General features: G+C 67.4%; 16 protein-coding genes. 15 read left to right on the forward strand and 1 reads right to left on the reverse strand.

The features are described 5' to 3' along the window. Positions 1-313 precede the first annotated feature (313 nt). Positions 314-706: a nuclear transport factor 2 family protein gene (locus tag ACZ6S0_RS11230; protein WP_465915593.1), complete on the reverse strand. Its 393-nt coding sequence runs from the start codon at positions 704-706 to the stop codon at positions 314-316. Between the two features lie 90 nt (positions 707-796). Here ACZ6S0_RS11230 and ACZ6S0_RS11235 point away from each other — a divergent pair, with 90 nt between their 5' ends. The 15 genes from ACZ6S0_RS11235 to rplB all read left to right on the forward strand — a co-directional run bounded on the left by ACZ6S0_RS11235 (position 797) and on the right by rplB (position 20,003). Next, a complete protein-coding gene (locus ACZ6S0_RS11235) occupies positions 797-1,363 on the forward strand; it encodes a TetR/AcrR family transcriptional regulator (protein ID WP_465915594.1) in 567 nt (188 codons plus the stop codon). Between the two features lie 126 nt (positions 1,364-1,489). Then, positions 1,490-2,491, forward strand: a complete 1,002-nt coding sequence (locus ACZ6S0_RS11240; RefSeq protein WP_465916125.1) for an ABC transporter ATP-binding protein — start codon at positions 1,490-1,492, stop codon at positions 2,489-2,491. A 623-nt stretch (positions 2,492-3,114) separates the two neighbouring features. After that, positions 3,115-3,615, forward strand: coding sequence for a hypothetical protein (locus ACZ6S0_RS11245; protein WP_465915595.1), 501 nt, complete (start codon positions 3,115-3,117; stop codon positions 3,613-3,615). Beyond that, positions 3,612-4,109: a hypothetical protein gene (locus ACZ6S0_RS11250; RefSeq protein WP_465915596.1), complete on the forward strand. Its 498-nt coding sequence runs from the start codon at positions 3,612-3,614 to the stop codon at positions 4,107-4,109. The genes ACZ6S0_RS11245 and ACZ6S0_RS11250 overlap by 4 nt, the downstream gene beginning before the upstream one ends. A 446-nt stretch (positions 4,110-4,555) precedes the next feature. Then, positions 4,556-8,023, forward strand: coding sequence for a DNA-directed RNA polymerase subunit beta (rpoB, locus tag ACZ6S0_RS11255; RefSeq protein WP_465915597.1), 3,468 nt, complete (start codon positions 4,556-4,558; stop codon positions 8,021-8,023). A 16-nt stretch (positions 8,024-8,039) separates the two neighbouring features. After that, a complete protein-coding gene (locus tag ACZ6S0_RS11260; RefSeq protein ID WP_465915598.1) occupies positions 8,040-11,915 on the forward strand; it encodes a DNA-directed RNA polymerase subunit beta' in 3,876 nt (1,291 codons plus the stop codon). Between the two features lie 631 nt (positions 11,916-12,546). Beyond that, complete coding sequence (rpsL, locus tag ACZ6S0_RS11265) at positions 12,547-12,921, forward strand: 30S ribosomal protein S12 (protein WP_049572713.1); 375 nt, start codon at positions 12,547-12,549, stop codon at positions 12,919-12,921. Between the two features lie 2 nt (positions 12,922-12,923). Then, positions 12,924-13,394 carry a 30S ribosomal protein S7 gene (rpsG, locus tag ACZ6S0_RS11270; RefSeq protein WP_020542314.1) on the forward strand — a complete coding sequence of 157 codons (471 nt, stop codon included), beginning with the start codon at positions 12,924-12,926 and terminating at the stop codon, positions 13,392-13,394. 84 nt (positions 13,395-13,478) lie between these two features. Next, positions 13,479-15,527, forward strand: a complete 2,049-nt coding sequence (fusA, locus tag ACZ6S0_RS11275; protein WP_465915599.1) for an elongation factor G — start codon at positions 13,479-13,481, stop codon at positions 15,525-15,527. 147 nt (positions 15,528-15,674) lie between these two features. After that, positions 15,675-16,868 (forward strand): elongation factor Tu, encoded by a 1,194-nt coding sequence (tuf, locus tag ACZ6S0_RS11280; protein ID WP_465915601.1) that lies wholly within the window; start codon positions 15,675-15,677, stop codon positions 16,866-16,868. A 268-nt stretch (positions 16,869-17,136) separates the two neighbouring features. Then, positions 17,137-17,445, forward strand: a complete 309-nt coding sequence (rpsJ, locus tag ACZ6S0_RS11285; RefSeq protein WP_012887830.1) for a 30S ribosomal protein S10 — start codon at positions 17,137-17,139, stop codon at positions 17,443-17,445. A 14-nt stretch (positions 17,446-17,459) separates the two neighbouring features. Further along, the gene (gene rplC / locus ACZ6S0_RS11290; protein WP_344896267.1) at positions 17,460-18,113 is read left to right on the forward strand and encodes a 50S ribosomal protein L3; all 654 of its coding nucleotides are present in this window, start codon (positions 17,460-17,462) and stop codon (positions 18,111-18,113) included. Beyond that, entirely contained in the window at positions 18,110-18,757 is a 648-nt protein-coding gene (gene rplD / locus ACZ6S0_RS11295; protein WP_465915604.1) for a 50S ribosomal protein L4, read from the forward strand. The genes rplC and rplD overlap by 4 nt, the downstream gene beginning before the upstream one ends. Beyond that, on the forward strand, positions 18,757-19,059 hold the full coding sequence (gene rplW, locus ACZ6S0_RS11300; protein ID WP_344896273.1) for a 50S ribosomal protein L23: 303 nt from the start codon (positions 18,757-18,759) through the stop codon (positions 19,057-19,059). Before rplD ends, rplW begins: the two co-directional genes overlap by 1 nt. A 107-nt stretch (positions 19,060-19,166) precedes the next feature. After that, positions 19,167-20,003, forward strand: coding sequence for a 50S ribosomal protein L2 (gene rplB / locus ACZ6S0_RS11305; RefSeq protein ID WP_465915606.1), 837 nt, complete (start codon positions 19,167-19,169; stop codon positions 20,001-20,003). Positions 20,004-20,011 lie beyond the last annotated feature (8 nt).

Consider the following 20,011-nt stretch of genomic DNA (forward strand, 5'->3'; position numbering starts at 1 on the left):
CCGTATGGAGTCGGGCCGGTCGGTCAGTGGTTGCGCGGGTCGGGGGCGTTGGGACCGAGGTCGTGCCGGTGGGTCAGTGGTCGCGCGGGGCCGGGGACGCTGGGCACCCAGGTCCACGGGATCGGGCCGGTCGGACAGTGGTTGCGCGGGGTCGGGGGCGCTGGGCACCCAGGTCCACGGAATCGGGCCGGTGGGTCAGTGGTTGCGCGGGGCCGGGGGCGCTGGGCACCCAGGTCCACGGAATCGGGCCGGTGGGTGAGTGGTTGCGCGGGGTCGGGGGCGCTGGGCACCCAGGTTCACGGAATCGGGCCTGTCAGGTGGCGGCCGCGCGGACCTGGGCGATGGCGCTGGTGTCCATGTAGTCCCTGGCGTGGACGATCCGGCCGTCCCTGACGCGCAGCACCAACAGTCCGGGCACGGTGATCGGCCGGGCTCCCGCCACCACGAACACGGTCTGCTCCACCACCACGACCTCCGGGTCCTCCGTGCGGTGCAGCGCGTCCCGGCGTACCTCCCGGGCCTCGAACGCACTGGCCCCCCACATCCCGTGATAGCCCGTACGGATCGCCTCCCTCCCCGCGAAGGGCGGCAGGCCGCCGAACGGGAACTCGTGCAACCCGTCCTCCGCGTACAGGTCGGCCAGCTCGTCGGCCGACTTGTGGAGCATGGCCGCGTGGTACGCCGTGACGATCTCTTCGATGGTCATGTCCGATCCCTCTACTTCACTCAACACACGTTGACTCAACGAGCGTAGAGCGAAAGTACGCGCTCGGTCAACGCATGTAGAGTCGGTCGCGTGGGTGAGAGAGTGCTGCCGCGGGCCGAGAGGCGGCGCAGGACCGAGGCGAAGATCCTCGACGCCGCCAGATCGCTCTTCGCCGACGTGGGCTACGAGCGCGCCACCATCCGGGGCGTCGCCAGGGCGGCCGGGGTCGATCCGGCCCTGGTGATGCAGTACTTCGGCAGCAAGGAGGAGCTGTTCCGGCACGCCGTGCGGGTGATGCCGGCCCCCGGCGATGAGTTGGGAGCGGAAGAGGTGGTCGAGCACCTGCTCGGCAGCCTCACCGTGAAGATGGGCGAGCTGCCGCAGGGCTCCCTGGCCATGATGCGTTCCATGCTGACCCACCCCGAGGCCGCCGCCTCGGCGCGGCAGGTGCTCGGCCGGCAGATCGACCGGCTCGCCGAGGCTCTGCCCGGCGACGACGCCCGCCTGCGCGCGGCGCTGATGACGCTGGTCATGCTGGGTGTGGCCGTGGGCCACCAGCTCCTGGAGCTGGACGAGCTGCGCGGGGTGCCCCAGGAGGAGATCGCCCGCCTGCTGCGTCCCAGCCTGCGCGCACTTACTGGACAGGACGTCTCATAACCGCCCGGTAACAAGCCGCTGGATCCCGTTCCCGTTCCTCGGAACGCCCTTACGGTGAGGGCGCGGCCGAAGTATGGTGTGCGGCACGTGAACCCCTGAGTACTCCCTGCGATCGGGAAGGTGACAGTGGGCGTCGAGGTCGTGGTCGACGGGCTGACGAAGTCGTTCGGCCGGCAGGTCATCTGGGAGGACGTCTCGCTCACGCTGCCCGCGGGCGAGATCTCGGTGCTGCTCGGCCCCTCGGGCACCGGCAAGTCGGTGTTCCTCAAGACCCTGGTCGGCCTGCTGCGCCCCGACCGCGGGCACATCTGGATCGACGGCCACGACCTGGCCGACTGCCCCGAGAGCAAGCTGTACGAGCTGCGCCGCCTCTTCGGCGTCCTGTTCCAGGACGGCGCCCTGTTCGGCTCACTCAACCTCTACGACAACATCGCCTTCCCCCTGCGCGAGCACACCAAGAAGTCCGAGGCCCAGATCCGCCGGATCGTGATGGAGAAGATCGACCTGGTCGGCCTGCAGGGCGACGAGGCCAAGCTGCCTGGCGAGATCTCCGGCGGCATGCGCAAGCGCGCGGGCCTGGCCAGGGCGCTCGTGCTGGACCCGGAGATCATCCTGTTCGACGAGCCAGACTCCGGCCTCGACCCGGTGCGCACCGCGCTGCTCAACCAGCTCATCGTCGACATCAACGCCGAGATCGAGGCGACGTTCCTGATCGTGACCCACGACATCAACACCGCCAGGACGGTCCCCGACAACATCGGGCTGCTGTTCCGGCGCGAGCTGGTGATGTTCGGCTCGCGCGAGATGCTGCTGTCGAGCGACGAGCCGGTGGTGCGGCAGTTCCTGAACGCCCGCAGGCACGGCCCCATCGGCATGTCCGAGGAGAAGGACGTCTCCGAGTTGGCGGCCGAGGCGCGGATGGGGCACGACCCCGGCCCGCTGCCGCCGATCCCGCCCCAGCTCATGCCGACCTCCGGCCGGATCCGCGGCACCCAGCGGCCGCCCGGCGCCTGGCTGGCGGCCAACGGGGTGATCCCGCCGCAGGGGTCGTTCGTGGACGAACGGGGCCGCAACTGGCTCGAGGAGTATTCCCGCCTGATCAACGCCCACCCGCACGGCATCGCGTAGCCGCAGGGTCGCGGCCCTCGGGCCGGAGAGCGCCGACCTCCGGCCGGGCAACCGCCTCCCAGGCCCCTACGGCGGGCTGAGCCCCTACTGCGGGCCGGGTCTCGACGGCGGACCGGCCCCTACGGTGCGTTGGGCCCCTACGGTGCGTTGGGCCCCTACGGTGCGTCGGGCCCCTACGGTGGGCTGGGTCTGACGGCGGACCGGCCCGACGGCGGGCTGGGTCCCGGCGGTGGGTCGGGGACCGCGCTCCGAGTCCCGGACGGCGGCCCTGGAACCGTGTCCTGAGCCGCCGATTCCGGGTGGGCCGCGGAATCGGGCCCGAGGCCCGGAACGCGTCCCGAGCCCCCGGAGGACCCCGAAGGGCCCAAAACGCGTGCCGGGCGCTCAGCGAGCCGCTGAGGGCCGCCTGAAGGCATTTGTGGGGAATGTCCCGATCGGCCTGCTGGTGGTCGTGGCCGCGCAGGCGTCAGGGCGGGGACGGCCTTGGGGACCCCGGCCCGATCGCGGCGGACGGCGGGAGGCGAGGGGGCCGCTGCCCAACCGGCTCCGTCGATTCGCGGACTTCGGGGCTCGGTGTCGCGTTATGATCCGGCAGCGACCAGCCGGAAGAGGGGTGAGCAGACGTGGCAGGACTTGCCGTACGGCCCGCCCGCATCCTGATCGCGGCGCTCAGCGGGCTGCTGGCGGTGCTCGTCGGCGCGGGCGTGTGGATCGCCGCCCTGGCACGCGACGAGCAGGGCAGGGCGGGCGAGGGGCAGGCCGTGCTGCTGGCCGCGGGCCTGCACGCCAAGAACCTGATCTCGCTCGACTACAAGACCGTCGACGCCGACATGCGGCGCATCCTCGAGTCCTCCACCGGCTCCGCCAGGGCCGAGTACGAGGCCAACGCCGCCAAGCTCAAGTCGACCACCCTGGAGAACAAGGTCGTCCAACAGGGCGTGCTGCGCGCGACCGGCATGGTATCGATGACCGCCACCACGGCCAGGGTGCTCGTCGTGGCCGACGTGGAGATCCGCTGGGACGGCTCCAAGAGCGCGCCCCAGGACCGCTACTACCGCTGGCAGATGGACCTGGGCAAGGCCGGCCGCCTGTGGCTGGTGTCGAAGGTGGTGCAGGTGACGTGAGGATCTTCACGATCGCGCTGCTGGGCGTGCTGGTCGTGGCGGGGGGCGTACTGGTGCCGACCATGTGGTTCAACCTGCAGGAGCTGCGCGGCGCGGACGCGGCTCGGGCCGAGGCGGTGGCCGCGGCCAGGAAGGCGGCGCCCGACCTGCTGTCGTACGACTACCGGACGGTGGAGCAGGACCTGACCAGGGCGGGGACGTTCACCACCGGCGAGCTGACCCGGCACTACAAGGAGCTGACCAAGACCCTGGTGACCAAGGCCAAGGCGCAGAAGATCGTGCGGACCGTGGCAGTGGCGGGCGCGGGGGTCGAGCGGGCCGAGCCGGACCGGGTAGAGGTTCTGCTGTTCGTGAACACTGGTACGGTCATGGAGATCCCCGGCAAAGTAGGGCTTCAGCAAGAGTTCGCCCAGAACCGAGCCAGGTTCGTCATGGTGCGGCAAGGATCTCGCTGGCTGGTGTCGGCCCTGTCCACGCTGCTGGGGAGCGCGTGAGGCCCCGAATGATCGCGGGCGTGCCGCTTCCTTCAATTGTTACCAAAAATCGGGTTTAGCACGGCCCTTGATCGGGGTACTTCAGTCACAGCTACACCGGTTGTCGGCATGGGTTCGCCCCTCGGTGTGACGGAGCGTTAACCGCCCCCGTTCGCGGGTATCGTCTTGGGCCTGGCGGTAGGCGATCAGTCACACAGGGGAGAAAACCCAGCGTCCGGGCCCTGAGTCGGCTAAAAGTCGGGCTTGCGGGCTTGACGTTTCCGCCTGAACGGGCGATGCTGCGACCAACGTGGAGCATGCAGCGAGGGTGAAGTGGACAGGCGTGTGCCGTTCGGCTACACTGCCCCTTTGCGCTGCCCTTTGACGACCCGCGATGCTTGCTCACGTTGCGAGGTTGTCTGGCGTGCGTGTAGTCAGTCCGCCGCGAGCCCTCGGAAGGACATCTGTTGGCAGCCTCGCGCAACGCCTCCGCCGTACCCGCTGGTCCCCGTCGCGTCTCTTTTTCGCGCATCCAGGAGCCTCTCGAAGTTCCTGACCTTCTCGCCCTGCAGACCGAGTCGTTCGACTGGCTGCTCGGAAACGAGAAGTGGAAGGCCCGGGTAGAGGCGGCTCGCCAGGCCGGGCGCAAGGACGTCCCGACCCAGTCGGGCCTCGAAGAGATCTTCGAAGAGATCAGTCCCATCGAGGACTTCTCGGGGACCATGTCCTTGTCGTTCCGTGATCACCGGTTCGAGCCGCCGAAGTACTCCGTAGACGAGTGCAAAGAGAAGGACATGACCTTCTCCGCCCCGATGTTCGTGACGGCGGAGTTCATCAATAACACCACCGGTGAGATCAAGAGCCAGACGGTGTTCATGGGCGACTTCCCGCTCATGACGCCGAAGGGCACCTTCATCATCAACGGCACCGAGCGGGTCGTGGTCTCGCAGTTGGTCCGCTCGCCCGGTGTCTATTTCGACCGCAGTGTCGACAAGACGTCCGACAAGGACCTCTACGGCTGCAAGGTCATCCCGTCGCGGGGTGCCTGGCTCGAGTTCGAGATCGACAAGCGCGACAGCGTCGGCGTGCGCATCGACCGCAAGCGCAAGCAGGCCGTCACGGTGCTGCTCAAGGCGCTGGGCTGGACCAGCGAGCAGATCATCGAGCGCTTCGGCCAGTACGAGTCGATGCGGGCGACCCTGGAGAAGGACCACACGGCCGGCCAGGACGACGCCCTGCTCGACATCTACCGCAAGCTGCGGCCCGGTGAGCCGCCGACCAAGGAGTCGGCGCAGACCCTGCTGGAGAACCTCTACTTCAACCCCAAGCGTTACGACCTCGCCAAGGTGGGTCGTTACAAGATCAACAAGAAGCTGGGCGTTGACGCGGAGATCACTCACGGCACGCTGACCGAGGACGACGTCGTCGCCACGATCGAGTACATCGTGCGCCTGCACGCGGGCGAGGAGTCGATGCCGGGCGCCAAGGGCGAGGCCATCGTCGAGGTCGACGACATCGACCACTTCGGCAACCGCCGCCTGCGCAGCGTCGGCGAGCTGATCCAGAACCAGGTCCGCCTGGGTCTGGCCCGCATGGAGCGGGTCGTGCGCGAGCGGATGACCACGCAGGACGTCGAGGCGATCACGCCGCAGACCTTGATCAACATCCGCCCGGTGGTGGCCTCGATCAAGGAGTTCTTCGGCACCTCGCAGTTGTCGCAGTTCATGGACCAGACCAACCCGCTGGCCGGTCTGACCCACAAGCGACGGCTGTCCGCGCTGGGTCCCGGTGGTCTGTCGCGTGAGCGGGCGGGCTTCGAGGTCCGTGACGTGCACCCGTCCCACTACGGGCGGATGTGCCCGATCGAGACCCCTGAAGGCCCCAACATCGGCCTGATCGGCTCGCTGGCCTCCTACGGCCGGATCAACGCGTTCGGGTTCGTCGAGACCCCCTATCGCAAGGTGGTCGACGGCAAGGTCACCGACCAGATCGACTACCTGACCGCCGACGAGGAGGACCGGTACGTCAAGGCGCAGGCCAACACGACGCTCAACTCCGACGGGTCGTTCGCCGAGCCGCGCGTGCTGGTGCGCACCAAGGGCGGCGAGACCGAGCTGGCCCGTGCCGAGGAGGTCGACTACATCGACGTGTCGCCGCGCCAGATGGTGTCGGTGGCCACCGCGATGATCCCGTTCCTCGAGCACGACGACGCCAACCGCGCGCTCATGGGCTCCAACATGCAGCGCCAGTCGGTGCCGCTGCTCAAGAGCGAGGCGCCGCTGGTCGGCACCGGCATGGAATACCGTGCCGCGACCGACGCCGGCGACGTCATCAGCGCCGAGAAGGCCGGTGTGGTGGAGGAGGTCTCCGCCGACTACATCACGGTCATGAACGACGACGGCACGCGCACCACCTACCGCGTGGCCAAGTTCAAGCGCTCCAACCAGGGCACCTCGTTCAACCAGAAGCCCATCGTCGCCGAGGGCGACCGGGTCGAGGTCAACCAGGTGATCGCCGACGGGCCGTGCACCGACAAGGGTGAGATGGCGCTGGGCAAGAACCTCCTAGTGGCGTTCATGCCGTGGGAGGGCCACAACTACGAAGACGCGATCATCCTGTCCCAGCGCCTGGTCCAGGACGACGTCCTGTCCTCGATCCACATCGAGGAGCACGAGGTCGACGCCCGTGACACCAAGCTGGGTCCCGAGGAGATCACCCGCGACATCCCCAACGTGTCGGAGGAGGTCCTGGCCGACCTCGACGAGCGGGGCATCATCCGCATCGGCGCCGAGGTGGTGCCGGGTGACATCCTGGTCGGCAAGGTCACGCCGAAGGGTGAGACCGAGCTGACGCCGGAGGAGCGGCTGCTGCGCGCGATCTTCGGGGAGAAGGCCCGTGAGGTGCGTGACACCTCGCTGAAGGTGCCGCACGGCGAGCAGGGCAAGGTCATCGCGGTGCGCGTGTTCAGCCGCGAGGAGGGCGACGAGCTGCCGCCGGGCGTCAACGAGCTGGTGCGCGTCTACGTGGCGCAGAAGCGTAAGATCACCGACGGTGACAAGCTGGCCGGCCGGCACGGCAACAAGGGCGTCATCTCCAAGATCCTGCCGGTGGAGGACATGCCGTTCCTGGAGGACGGCACGCCGGTCGACATCATCCTCAACCCGCTGGGCGTGCCCGGCCGGATGAACGTCGGCCAGGTGCTGGAGACCCATCTGGGGTGGATCGCCGCCCGCGGCTGGGACATCTCCGGCATCGAGGAGGCCTGGGCCGGACGGCTGCGCGACAAGGGCTTCGAGAAGGTCGCCCCGCGCACCAACATGGCCACCCCGGTCTTCGACGGCGCCCACGAGGAAGAGATCGTCGGGCTGCTCGACAACACCGTGCCCAACCGCGACGGCGACCGGATGGTCCAGTCGACGGGCAAGGCGCGGCTGTTCGACGGCCGCTCGGGCGAGCCGTTCCCGTATCCGATCGCGGTCGGCTACATCTACATTCTCAAGCTGCTGCACCTGGTCGACGACAAGATCCACGCTCGTTCGACCGGTCCCTACTCCATGATCACCCAGCAGCCGCTCGGCGGTAAGGCCCAGTTCGGTGGCCAGCGCTTCGGTGAGATGGAGGTGTGGGCGCTGGAGGCGTACGGCGCCGCCTACGCGCTGCAGGAGCTGCTCACCATCAAGTCCGACGACGTCCTCGGCCGGGTCAAGGTCTACGAGGCCATCGTCAAGGGCGAGAACATCCCGGAGCCGGGCATCCCCGAGTCCTTCAAGGTGCTCATCAAGGAGATGCAGTCGCTGTGCCTCAACGTCGAGGTGCTCTCCAGCGACGGCATGTCCATCGAGATGCGCGACACCGACGAGGACGTCTTCCGCGCCGCGGAAGAGCTCGGGATCGACCTGTCCCGGCGTGAGCCGAGCAGCGTGGAAGAAGTCTGAGGGGGAGATCGCACAAATGCTGGACGTCAACTTCTTCGACGAGCTTCGGATCGGGCTGGCGACGGCCGACGACATCCGTCAGTGGTCGCACGGCGAGGTCAAGAAGCCCGAGACCATCAACTACCGCACCCTCAAGCCGGAAAAGGACGGGCTCTTCTGCGAGAAGATCTTCGGCCCCACCCGCGACTGGGAGTGCTACTGCGGCAAGTACAAGCGCGTCCGCTTCAAGGGCATCATCTGTGAGCGCTGCGGCGTCGAGGTGACCCGGGCCAAGGTGCGTCGTGAGCGGATGGGCCACATCGAGCTGGCCGCGCCGGTCACGCACATCTGGTACTTCAAGGGCGTCCCGTCGCGTCTGGGCTACCTGCTCGACCTGGCCCCGAAGGACCTGGAGAAGGTCATCTACTTCGCGGCGTACATGATCACGGTTGTCGACACCGAGATGCGTGAGCGTGACCTGCCCTCGCTGGAGGCGAAGATCTCCGTCGAGCGGCAGCACATCGAGCAGCGCCGTGACGCCGACGTCGAGTCCCGGCAGAAGAAGCTCGAGGCCGACCTGGCCGAGCTGGAGGCCGCCGGCGCCAAGGGCGACCAGCGCCGCAAGGTTCGCGAGGGCGCCGAGCGCGAGATGCGTCAGCTCCGCGACCGGGCCCAGCGCGAGCTCGACCGGCTCGACGAGGTCTGGAGCCGCTTCAAGAACCTCAAGGTCCAGGACCTCGAGGGTGACGAGCTGCTCTACCGCGAGATGCGCGACCGCTTCGGCCGCTACTTCAAGGGCGGCATGGGCGCGCAGGCGATCCAGGACCGGCTGATCAGCTTCGACCTCGACGCCGAGGCCGAAAACCTGCGCGAGACCATCCGCAGCGGCAAGGGCCAGAAGAAGGCCCGCGCGCTCAAGCGGCTCAAGGTCGTGTCGGCGTTCCTCAACACGACCAACTCGCCGCGCGGCATGGTGCTCGACTGCATCCCGGTCATCCCGCCGGACCTGCGCCCGATGGTGCAGCTCGACGGTGGCCGGTTCGCGACCTCCGACCTCAACGACCTGTACCGCCGGGTCATCAACCGGAACAACCGCCTCAAGCGTCTGCTCGACCTCGGCGCGCCCGAGATCATCGTGAACAACGAGAAGCGGATGCTGCAGGAGGCCGTCGACGCGCTGTTCGACAACGGCCGTCGCGGTCGCCCGGTCACCGGTCCCGGCAACCGGCCGCTGAAGTCCCTCAGCGACATGCTGAAGGGCAAGCAGGGCCGCTTCCGCCAGAACCTGCTGGGCAAGCGAGTCGACTACTCCGGCCGTTCGGTCATCGTCGTCGGCCCGCAGCTCAAGCTGCACCAGTGCGGTCTGCCCAAGCAGATGGCGCTGGAGCTGTTCAAGCCGTTCGTGATGAAGAGGCTGGTCGATCTCAACCACGCCCAGAACATCAAGTCGGCGAAGCGGATGGTCGAGCGCGCCCGCCCCGTGGTGTGGGACGTGCTCGAAGAGGTCATCACCGAGCACCCGGTGCTGCTCAACCGCGCTCCGACGCTCCACCGCCTGGGCATCCAGGCGTTCGAGCCGCAGCTCGTCGAGGGCAAGGCCATCCAGATCCACCCGCTCGTCTGCACCGCGTTCAACGCGGACTTCGACGGCGACCAGATGGCCGTGCACCTGCCGCTGTCGGCTGAGGCCCAGGCCGAGGCACGCATCCTGATGCTCTCGACCAACAACATCCTCAAGCCGGCCGACGGCAAGCCCGTCACCATGCCCACCCAGGACATGGTCATCGGCCTCTACTGGCTGACGACCATGAAGGAGGGCGCGCTGGGCGAGGGCCGCGTGTTCGGCTCGATCGCCGAGGCGCAGATGGCCTTCGACCGCCGCGAGCTGGACATCCAGGCGAAGATCCAGCTCCGGATGAAGGACGTCCTGCCGCCGCGCGAGTGGGTGGCCCCCGAGGGCTGGGAGCAGGGCGACTCGATCCGGCTGGAGACCACGTTCGGGCGGTGCCTGTTCAACCAGACGCTGCCGGACAGCTACCCCTTCGTCGACTTCCAGGTCGGCAAGAAGCAACTGTCCACGATCGTGAACGAGCTGGCGGAGACCTACCCCAAGATCGAGGTGGCCGCCTCGCTCGACGCGCTCAAGGACGCCGGCTTCCGCTGGGCGACCCGCTCCGGTGTCACGATCTCGATCGAGGACGTCGTCGCGCCGCCGAACAAGACCGACATCATGGAGAACTACGAGCGCCGGGCCGACAAGGTCCAGCGCGAGTACGAGCGCGGTCTGATCACCGACGAGGAGCGCCGCCAGGAGCTCATCGAGATCTGGACGCACGCCACGGCCGACGTCGAGACCGACATGGTCAACGCCTTCCCGGCGACCAACCCGGTCTGGATGATGGTCAACTCCGGCGCCCGTGGTAACAAGATGCAGGTCCGGCAGATCGCCGGCATCCGCGGCCTGGTGTCCAACACCAAGGGTGAGACGATCCCGCGGCCGATCAAGGCCTCGTTCCGCGAGGGCCTGTCGGTGCTGGAATACTTCATCTCCACCCACGGTCAGCGGAAGGGTCTGGCCGACACCGCGCTGCGTACCGCCGACTCGGGTTACCTGACCCGTCGTCTGGTCGACGTGGCGCAGGACGTCATCGTCCGCGAGATCGACTGCGGCACCGACCGCGCGGTCCCGCTGAACGTGGCCGACCGCGACGCGACGGGCAACCTGGTCAAGGCGGAGAACGCCGAGTCCAACGTGCACGGCCGCATCCTGGCCGAGGACGTCGAGGTCGACGGCAAGATCGTCGTCCCGGCGGGTGTCGACATCAACGACATCCACGTGACGAAGCTGGTCGAGGCCGGGGTCGAGACCGTGCGCACCCGCAGCGCGCTGGTCTGCGAGGCCAAGATCGGTGTCTGCGCGACCTGCTACGGCCGCTCGCTGGCCACCGGCAAGCTCGTGGACGTCGGCGAGGCGGTCGGCATCATCGCCGCCCAGTCGATCGGTGAGCCCGGTACGCAGCTCACGATGCGTACGTTCCACACCGGTGGTGTGGCCGGCGCCGACATCACCCACGGTCTGCCCCGTGTCACGGAGCTGTTCGAGGCGCGCATCCCCAAGGGTGTCGCCCCGATCTCCGAGGCCGAGGGCCGGGCCAGGATCGACGAGACCGACAAGACCAGGAAGATCGTCGTCACCCCCGACGACGGGTCGGAGGAGATCGCCTACCCGGTGTCGATGCGTTCGCGCCTGCTCGTGCAGGACGGGCAGCGCGTCGGGGTCGGGCAGCAGCTCGTCGCCGGTGCGGTCAACCCCAACGAGGTGCTGCGCATCCTCGGCCCTCGGGCCGTGCAGTTGCACCTGGTGGCGGAGGTCCAGCAGGTCTACCGGTCGCAGGGTGTGTCGATCCACGACAAGCACATCGAGATCATCGTGCGGCAGATGCTCAAGCGCGTGAACGTGCTGGAGTCCGGTGACACCGACCTGCTGCCCGGCGAGCTGGTGGAGCGGCCGCGCTTCGAGCTGATGAACCGCGAGACGGTGGCGGAGGGCGGCTCGCCGGCCGCCGGCCGTCCGGTGCTCATGGGCATCACGAAGGCGTCGCTGGCCACCGAGTCGTGGCTGTCGGCGGCCTCCTTCCAGGAGACGACCAGGGTGCTGACGGACGCGGCGATCCACGCCAAGTCCGACTCGCTCCTCGGCCTGAAGGAGAACGTCATCATCGGCAAGCTCATCCCGGCCGGTACCGGCATGCCGCAGTACCGCAACATCCGGGTGGAGCCGACCGAGGAGGCCAAGGCCGCCATGTACACCGTCGGCGGTTACGACGGCTCGGCGGCCGACTACACCTTCGGCACCGGCAGCGGCGAGGCCGTGCCGCTGGAGGAGTACGACTTCGGCCAGTACAACCGGTGAAGTCCTAGTCGCTGGTAGGCGACGCGCCCGGGTCTCTCGTCGCGAGAGGTCCCGGGCGCGTCGCGTTCGCGGCCCATGGGCCCGCCGGCCTCGCGGGCCGCAGAACGCCCTGAGGACGGACGGGGCGGCGTGCGGCCGTGTCCGTGGCCGTCTAGTGCGGGTCCTCCGGCGGTCCTCCTGTCGTCCTCCTGCGGTCCTCCGGCGACGGAGGGTTGAGCGACACGGCAAGGACGGGTTACGGGTGGGTGGCGGTTTGCGATGTGGGGAGCGGAACACTCCGAGGGGCTATATCATGACCTCGGAGCTGCAGATGGGCTGGCTGAACAGTCCCAGGCGACCCAGAGCGACAACGCTTGCCCGCTTTGTCGCGCCGTTTTGACGTGTCGCATGGGCCTGGGTAGTCTTGGACATCGTGCCCGTCTTGTAGCGGGCTCTCGGCCGTGCGCCCAGTTTTGGGCGCAGGACGGCTTCCTGGCTCGTAATCCTCGCGGATGTGTCTGCGCAGTAGCGCGACACGCCCGAGCGCGGGGGCACCGAGACAAGGAAAACCAGCAGGTCATGACACCGGCAGCGCCTGCGAAAACGCAAGATCCATGACGTAGTACCGGCCAAGGCACGAAACGGAGTGGCAGTGCCCACTATTCAGCAGTTGGTCCGTAAGGGCCGGCAGGACAAGGTCTCCAAGACCAAGACTCCTGCCCTCAAGGGGAGTCCGCAGCGCCGCGGCGTCTGCCAGCGCGTGTACACCACGACCCCGAAGAAGCCCAACTCGGCACTGCGCAAGGTGGCCCGCGTTCGACTCACGAACGGCATCGAGGTCACGGCCTACATCCCCGGTGTGGGCCACAACCTGCAGGAGCACTCCATCGTGCTCGTGCGTGGCGGTCGTGTGAAGGACCTGCCCGGTGTTCGTTACAAGATCATCCGCGGTTCGCTCGACACCCAGGGTGTCCGCAACCGCAAGCAGGCCCGTAGCCGCTACGGCGCGAAGAGGGAGAAGAGCTAACCATGCCTCGTAAGGGTTCTCCTGGCCGTCGTCAGCTCATGGCTGACCCGGTTTACAGCTCGCCGCTGGTGACCGCCCTGATCAACAAGGTGCTCCTCGACGGCAAGCGTTCCATCGCGCAGTCGATCGTCTACGGCGCCCTCGAGGGCTGCAGGGAGAAGACCGGCAACGACCCGGTCGTCACCCTGAAGCGCGCGCTTGACAACGTCAAGCCGACCCTCGAGGTCCGCAGCCGTCGCGTCGGTGGCGCGACCTACCAGGTGCCGGTCGAGGTGCGCGCGGCGCGCAGCACCACCCTGGCCCTGCGCTGGCTGGTGCAGTACTCCCGCGCCCGCCGCGAGAAGACCATGACCGAGCGCCTCATGAACGAGCTCCTCGACGCCAGCAACGGCCTCGGGGCGAGCGTGAAGAAGCGCGAGGACACCCACAAGATGGCCGAGTCCAACAAGGCCTTCGCTCACTACCGCTGGTAGTGGGTTCGACGAGACGACGAGGACGCGAGAGAAGTGGCCACCCAGACCGCTCTTGACCTGGCCAAGGTCCGAAACATCGGGATCATGGCCCATATCGACGCGGGCAAGACCACCACGACCGAGCGAATCCTGTTCTACACCGGTATCAACTACAAGATCGGTGAGGTCCACGAGGGCGCTGCCACGATGGACTGGATGGAGCAGGAGCAGGAGCGCGGCATCACGATCACGTCTGCCGCGACGACTTGCGAGTGGCTCGGTCACACCATCAACATCATCGACACCCCGGGTCACGTCGACTTCACCATCGAGGTGGAGCGTTCGCTCCGCGTGCTCGACGGTGCCGTCGCCGTGTTCGACGGCGTCGCGGGGGTCGAGCCGCAGTCGGAGACGGTGTGGCGTCAGGCCGACCGCTACGACGTCCCGCGCATCTGCTTCGTGAACAAGATGGACCGTGTCGGCGCGGAGTTCCACCGCTGCGTCGACATGATGATCAGCCGTCTGGGCGCGACCCCGGCTGTGATCCAGCTTCCGTGGGGTGTTGAGGCCGACTTCAAGGGCGTCATCGACCTCATCGGGATGAAGGGGCTCATCTGGAGCGCCGAGGCGGCCAAGGGCGAGATGTACGACACCGTCGACATCCCGGCCGACCACGCCGAGGCCGCCCGTGAGTGGCGCGACCGGCTCATCGAGACCGTGGCCGAGAACGACGACGAGCTGATGGAGCTCTTCCTCGAGGGCACCGAGCCCACCGAGGAGCAGTTGGTCGCGGCCATCCGCCGCGCCACGCTGGCCAGCGCCATCAACCCGGTCCTGTGCGGCACCGCGTTCAAGAACAAGGGTGTGCAGCCCCTGCTCGACGCGATCGTCGCCTACCTTCCGGCGCCGACCGACATCCCGGCCTTCAAGGGCCACGCGGTCGGTCACGAGGACAAGGTCATCGAGCGGCACGCGGACCCGACGGAGCCGTTCTCCGCTCTGGCCTTCAAGATCGCCAGCGACCCGCACCTGGGCAAGCTCACCTACATCCGCGTCTACTCGGGCACGCTCGAGACCGGTTCACAGGTCGTCAACTCTGTGAAGGGTAAGAAAGAGCGGATCGGCAAGATCTACCAGATGCACGCCAACAAGCGCGAGGAGCGCCCGACGGCGATCGCCGGCCAGATCGTCGCGGTCATGGGTCTGAAGGACACCACGACTGGCGACACCCTGTCCGACCCGTCCAACCAGGTCGTGCTCGAGTCGATGACGTTCCCGGCTCCGGTCATCAACGTCGCCATCGAGCCCAAGACCAAGGGCGACCAGGAGAAGCTGTCGACCGCGATCCAGCGGCTGGCCGAGGAGGACCCGTCCTTCCAGGTCCGTCGTGACGAGGAGACCGGCCAGACGGTCATCTGGGGCATGGGCGAGCTTCACCTCGAGATCCTCGTCGACCGTATGCGTCGCGAGTTCAAGGTCGAGGCCAACGTCGGCCGTCCGCAGGTCGCCTACCGCGAGACCATCCGCCGCAAGGTGGAGAAGATTGACTACACCCACAAGAAGCAGACCGGTGGTTCCGGCCAGTTCGCGCGGGTGATCATCAATCTGGAGCCGCTGGGCGAGGGCAACGACGGCTACGAGTTCGAGAACAAGGTCTCCGGTGGCCGCGTCCCGAGGGAGTACATCCCGTCGGTCGACGCCGGCGCGCAGGAGGCCGCCGAGTTCGGCGTGCTGGCCGGTTACCCGATGGTCGGCGTGAAGGTGACGCTGACCGACGGTGCGGCCCACGACGTCGACTCCTCGGAGATGGCGTTCAAGATCGCTGGCTCGATGGCCTTCAAGGAGGCCGCGCGCAAGGCGGACGCCGTGCTCCTCGAGCCGATGATGGCCGTCGAGGTCACCACGCCCGAGGACTACATGGGTGATGTCATCGGTGACCTCAACGGTCGCCGCGGGCAGATCCAGGCAATGGACGACCGGGCCGGGGCCAAGGTCGTCCAGGCGCTCGTGCCGCTGTCTGAGATGTTCGGCTACGTGGGTGACCTGCGTAGCAAGACGCAGGGGCGCGCGAGCTACAGCATGCAGTTCGACTCCTACGCGGAGGTGCCTCCGGGCATCGCCAAGGAGATCGTCGCGAAGGCCCGGGGCGAGTAGTCCGGTCCGGCCGCGTGAGCGGTCGGACCAGGCTTCTGTCCTGGTCCCTGGTGGGGTGGTGAGAGCCACCCCGCCGCCAAGGGGTTCGGGAGTTCCCGGGCCCGAGTGTGTAGACGAAAGTCAGTCAGATTCTCAAGGAGAGAACCAGTGGCTAAGGCCAAGTTCGAGCGGACCAAGCCGCACATGAACATCGGCACCATTGGGCACATCGACCACGGCAAGACCACGCTGACCGCGGCGATCACCAAGGTGCTCCACGACCGCTTCCCCGAGCTGAACAAGGCGACCCCGTTCGACAAGATCGACAAGGCGCCGGAGGAGAAGGCTCGCGGCATCACGATCTCCATCGCGCACGTCGAGTACCAGACCGAGAAGCGCCACTACGCTCACGTGGACTGCCCCGGTCACGCCGACTACGTGAAGAACATGATCACCGGTGCGGCTCAGATGGACGGCGCGATCCTCGTGGTCGCCGCCACCGACGGCCCGATGCCGCAGACGAAGGAGCACGTCCTCCTGGCCCGCCAGGTCGGCGTCCCCTACATCGTCGTGGCGCTCAACAAGGCCGACATGGTCGACGACGAGGAGATCCTCGAGCTGGTCGAGCTCGAGGTCCGTGAGCTCCTGTCCGCTCAGGAGTTCCCCGGCGACGACCTGCCCGTCGTCCGCGTCTCCGCCCTGAAGGCTCTCGAGGGCGACGAGAAGTGGGCCGACAGCATCCTCGAGCTGATGAACGCCGTGGACGAGAACGTGCCCGAGCCGCCGCGTGAGACGGACAAGCCGTTCCTCATGCCGGTCGAGGACGTCTTCTCGATCACCGGTCGCGGCACGGTCGTCACCGGCCGTATCGAGCGCGGCATCGTCAAGGTCAACGAGCAGGTCGACATCATCGGCATCAAGCCGGAGAAGACCACGACCACCGTCACCAGCATCGAGATGTTCAACAAGATGCTCGACGAGGGTCACGCCGGTGACAACGCCGCCCTGCTGCTGCGCGGCATCAAGCGCGACGACGTCGAGCGCGGCCAGTGCATCATCAAGCCGGGCACGACGACCCCGCACACCGAGTTCAACGGTCAGGTCTACATCCTGTCCAAGGACGAGGGCGGTCGCCACACGCCGTTCTTCAACAACTACCGCCCGCAGTTCTACTTCCGTACGACTGACGTGACCGGTGTGGTGAACCTCCCCGAGGGCACCGAGATGGTCATGCCGGGCGACAACACCGAGATGCGCGTTGAGCTGATCCAGCCCATCGCCATGGAGGAAGGTCTCAAGTTCGCGATCCGTGAGGGTGGCCGCACCGTCGGCGCCGGTCGGGTCACGAAGATCCTCAAGTAGCTAGACCGTCGGGGCGGCGGTCGGCCTCGGGTTCCGGGACCGACCGCCGCACTCGTGAACAGGCCCCATGTAAGGCGCCGTGATCCAGCAGTGGCTTCGGCCGGCTGTGGTGACACGTGACCGAAGTCACTGCCGGATCACGGAAGAAAAGGCAGTTCGACTTCGTCTGCCTCGTGGGGTAAATGCGGGCTTTCAACCGCATGAACACACAGCGGTAACAGGCCGCACGATACTTTTTCAGACGACAGCGAAGGACACCGAGGCCACTATGGCGGGACAGAAGATCCGCATCCGGCTCAAGGCCTATGACCACGAGGTCATCGACAGCTCGGCCAAGAAGATCGTCGAGACGGTGACGCGGACTGGCGCGAAGGTCGCGGGCCCGGTGCCGCTGCCGACCGAGAAGAACGTGTACTGCGTCATCCGCTCGCCGCACAAGTACAAGGACAGCCGCGAGCACTTCGAGATGCGCACGCACAAGCGGCTGATTGACATCATCGACCCGACCCCCAAGACGGTCGACTCGCTCATGCGGCTCGACCTCCCTGCGGGTGTCGACATTTCGATCAAGCTCTGAGGGAACGCACTGACATGGCTAAGACGATCAAGGGCGTCCTGGGCAAGAAGCTCGGCATGACCCAGGTCTTCGACGCGGACAACCGGATGGTTCCGGTGACCGTGGTCGAGGCCGGTCCGTGCGTGGTGACCCGCGTCCGCACCGCTGACAAGGACGGCTACTCCGCCATCCAGCTCGGCTTCGGGCAGGTCGACCCCAGGAAGGTCAACAAGCCGCTCGGCGACTACCTGCGTAAGCACGACATCACCCCGCGCCGTTACTTCGCGGAGATCCGCACCGACGACGCGAGCGACTACACCCTGGGCCAGGAGCTGCTGGCCGACACCTTCGAGGCCGGCCAGTTCGTCGACGTGACGGGCAAGAGCAAGGGCAAGGGCTTCGCCGGTGTCATGAAGCGGCACGGCTTCGGTGGTCTGGGCGCGTCGCACGGTACGCAGCGCAAGCACCGTTCGCCGGGTTCCATCGGTGGCTGCGCCACCCCGGGCCGCGTATTCAAGGGTCTGCGCATGGCTGGTCGGATGGGTAACGTCCGCACCACCGTGCAGAGCCTCAAGGTTCACTCCGTCGACGTCGAGAACGGTCTCATCCTGATCAAGGGTGCGATCCCCGGCGCCAACGGCAGCCTGGTCCTCGTCCGCACCGCCGCCAAGAAGGGGGCATCCAAGTGAGCACCACTATCGACGTCCTCGACGCCAGCGGCGCGAAGGCCGGCACGGTTGACCTGCCCGAAGACGTCTTCGGCGCCAAGGTCAACATTCCGCTGATCCACCAGGTGGTCGTGGCCCAGCTCGCCGCTCGCCGGCAGGGCACCCACAAGGCCAAGACCCGTGGTGAGGTCTCCGGCGGCGGCAAGAAGCCGTACCGCCAGAAGGGCACCGGCCGCGCCCGCCAGGGCTCGACCCGGGCGCCGCAGTTCACCGGCGGTGGCGTCGTCCACGGCCCCGTGCCGCGCGACTACGCGCAGCGTACGCCCAAGAAGATGAAGGCCGCCGCCCTGCGCGGCGCCCTGTCCGACCGGGCCGGCGGCGGTCGCGTGCACGTGGTGAACTCCCTGGTCACGGGCGAGACGCCCAAGACCAAGGCCGCCCTGCAGGCCCTGCGCAAGATCACCCAGGCTCCGCGGGTCCTCGTCGTGGTCGATTCCGACGACGAGCTGACCTGGCTGAGCCTGCGCAACGCGCCCGAGGTCCACCTGCTGGACGCCGGGCAGCTCAACACCTACGACGTGCTCGTGCACGACGACGTGGTCTTCACCCAGGAGGCGTACGACCAGGTCGTCACGCGACTGAGCGGCGGGAAGGAAGACGCCTGATGGAGAAGATCGCCGACCCGCGCGACATCATCATCAAGCCGGTCGTCTCCGAGAAGAGCTACGGCCTGATCGATGAGCACAACAAGTACACGTTCCTGGTGAGGAAGACCGCGAACAAGACCCAGGTCAAGATCGCCGTCGAGCAGATCTTCGGGGTCAAGGTCACCAGCGTGAACACCATCAACCGGCAGGGCAAGCGCAAGCGCACCCGTACCGGTTTCGGCAAGCGTCCCGACACCAAGCGCGCGATCGTGAGCCTGGTGGAGGGCGATCGGATCGACATCTTCGGTCAGATCGGCTGAGCGGCCAGAGAAGTGAGTGCGGACCGTACGGCCCGCGCGGGGCTGAGACCGTCGCGCTTCGGTGCGGCGGGCTCACCCATGTAACCGACGAAGGATGAACGAAAAAGATGGGCATCCGTAAGTACAAGCCGACGACCCCGGGTCGCCGCGGATCGAGTGTCTCGGACTTCTCCGAGATCACCCGCAGCACGCCCGAGAAGTCGCTGCTTGCGCCCCTTCACAGCAAGGGCGGCCGCAACGTACACGGCCGAGTCACCGCACGCCACCAGGGCGGCGGTCACAAGCGCGCCTACCGGATCATCGACTTCCGTAGGCATGACAAGGACGGCATCCCGGCCAAGGTCGCTCACATCGAGTACGACCCCAACCGCACCGCCAACATCGCTCTGCTCCACTACGCCGACGGCGAGAAGCGCTACATCATCGCGCCGACCGGCCTCAAGCAGGGCGACCGTATCGAGAACGGCCCCGGTGCCGACATCAAGCCGGGCAACTGCCTGCCGCTGCGCAACATCCCGACCGGTACCTTCATCCACGCGGTGGAGCTCCGTCCGGGCGGCGGCGCCAAGCTCGGCCGCTCCGCGGGCGCCCAGATCCAGTTGCTCGCCAAGGAAGGCCAGTACGCCACGCTGCGTATGCCGTCCGGTGAAATGCGCCTCGTGGACGTGCGCTGCCGGGCGACGGTCGGCCAGGTCGGCAACGCCGAGCAGGCCAACATCAACTGGGGCAAGGCCGGCCGTATGCGTTGGAAGGGCAAGCGCCCGACCGTTCGCGGTGTCGCGATGAACCCCGTCGACCACCCGCATGGTGGTGGTGAGGGCAAGACCTCCGGTGGTCGTCACCCGGTGAACCCGAAGGGCAAGCCCGAGGGCCGCACCCGCCAGGCCAACAAGGCCAGCGACAGGTTGATCATCCGACGTCGGAGCAAGAGGAAGAAGCGGTAGGAGCAGCC

Source organism: Nonomuraea sp. NPDC051298, assembly GCF_055586305.1.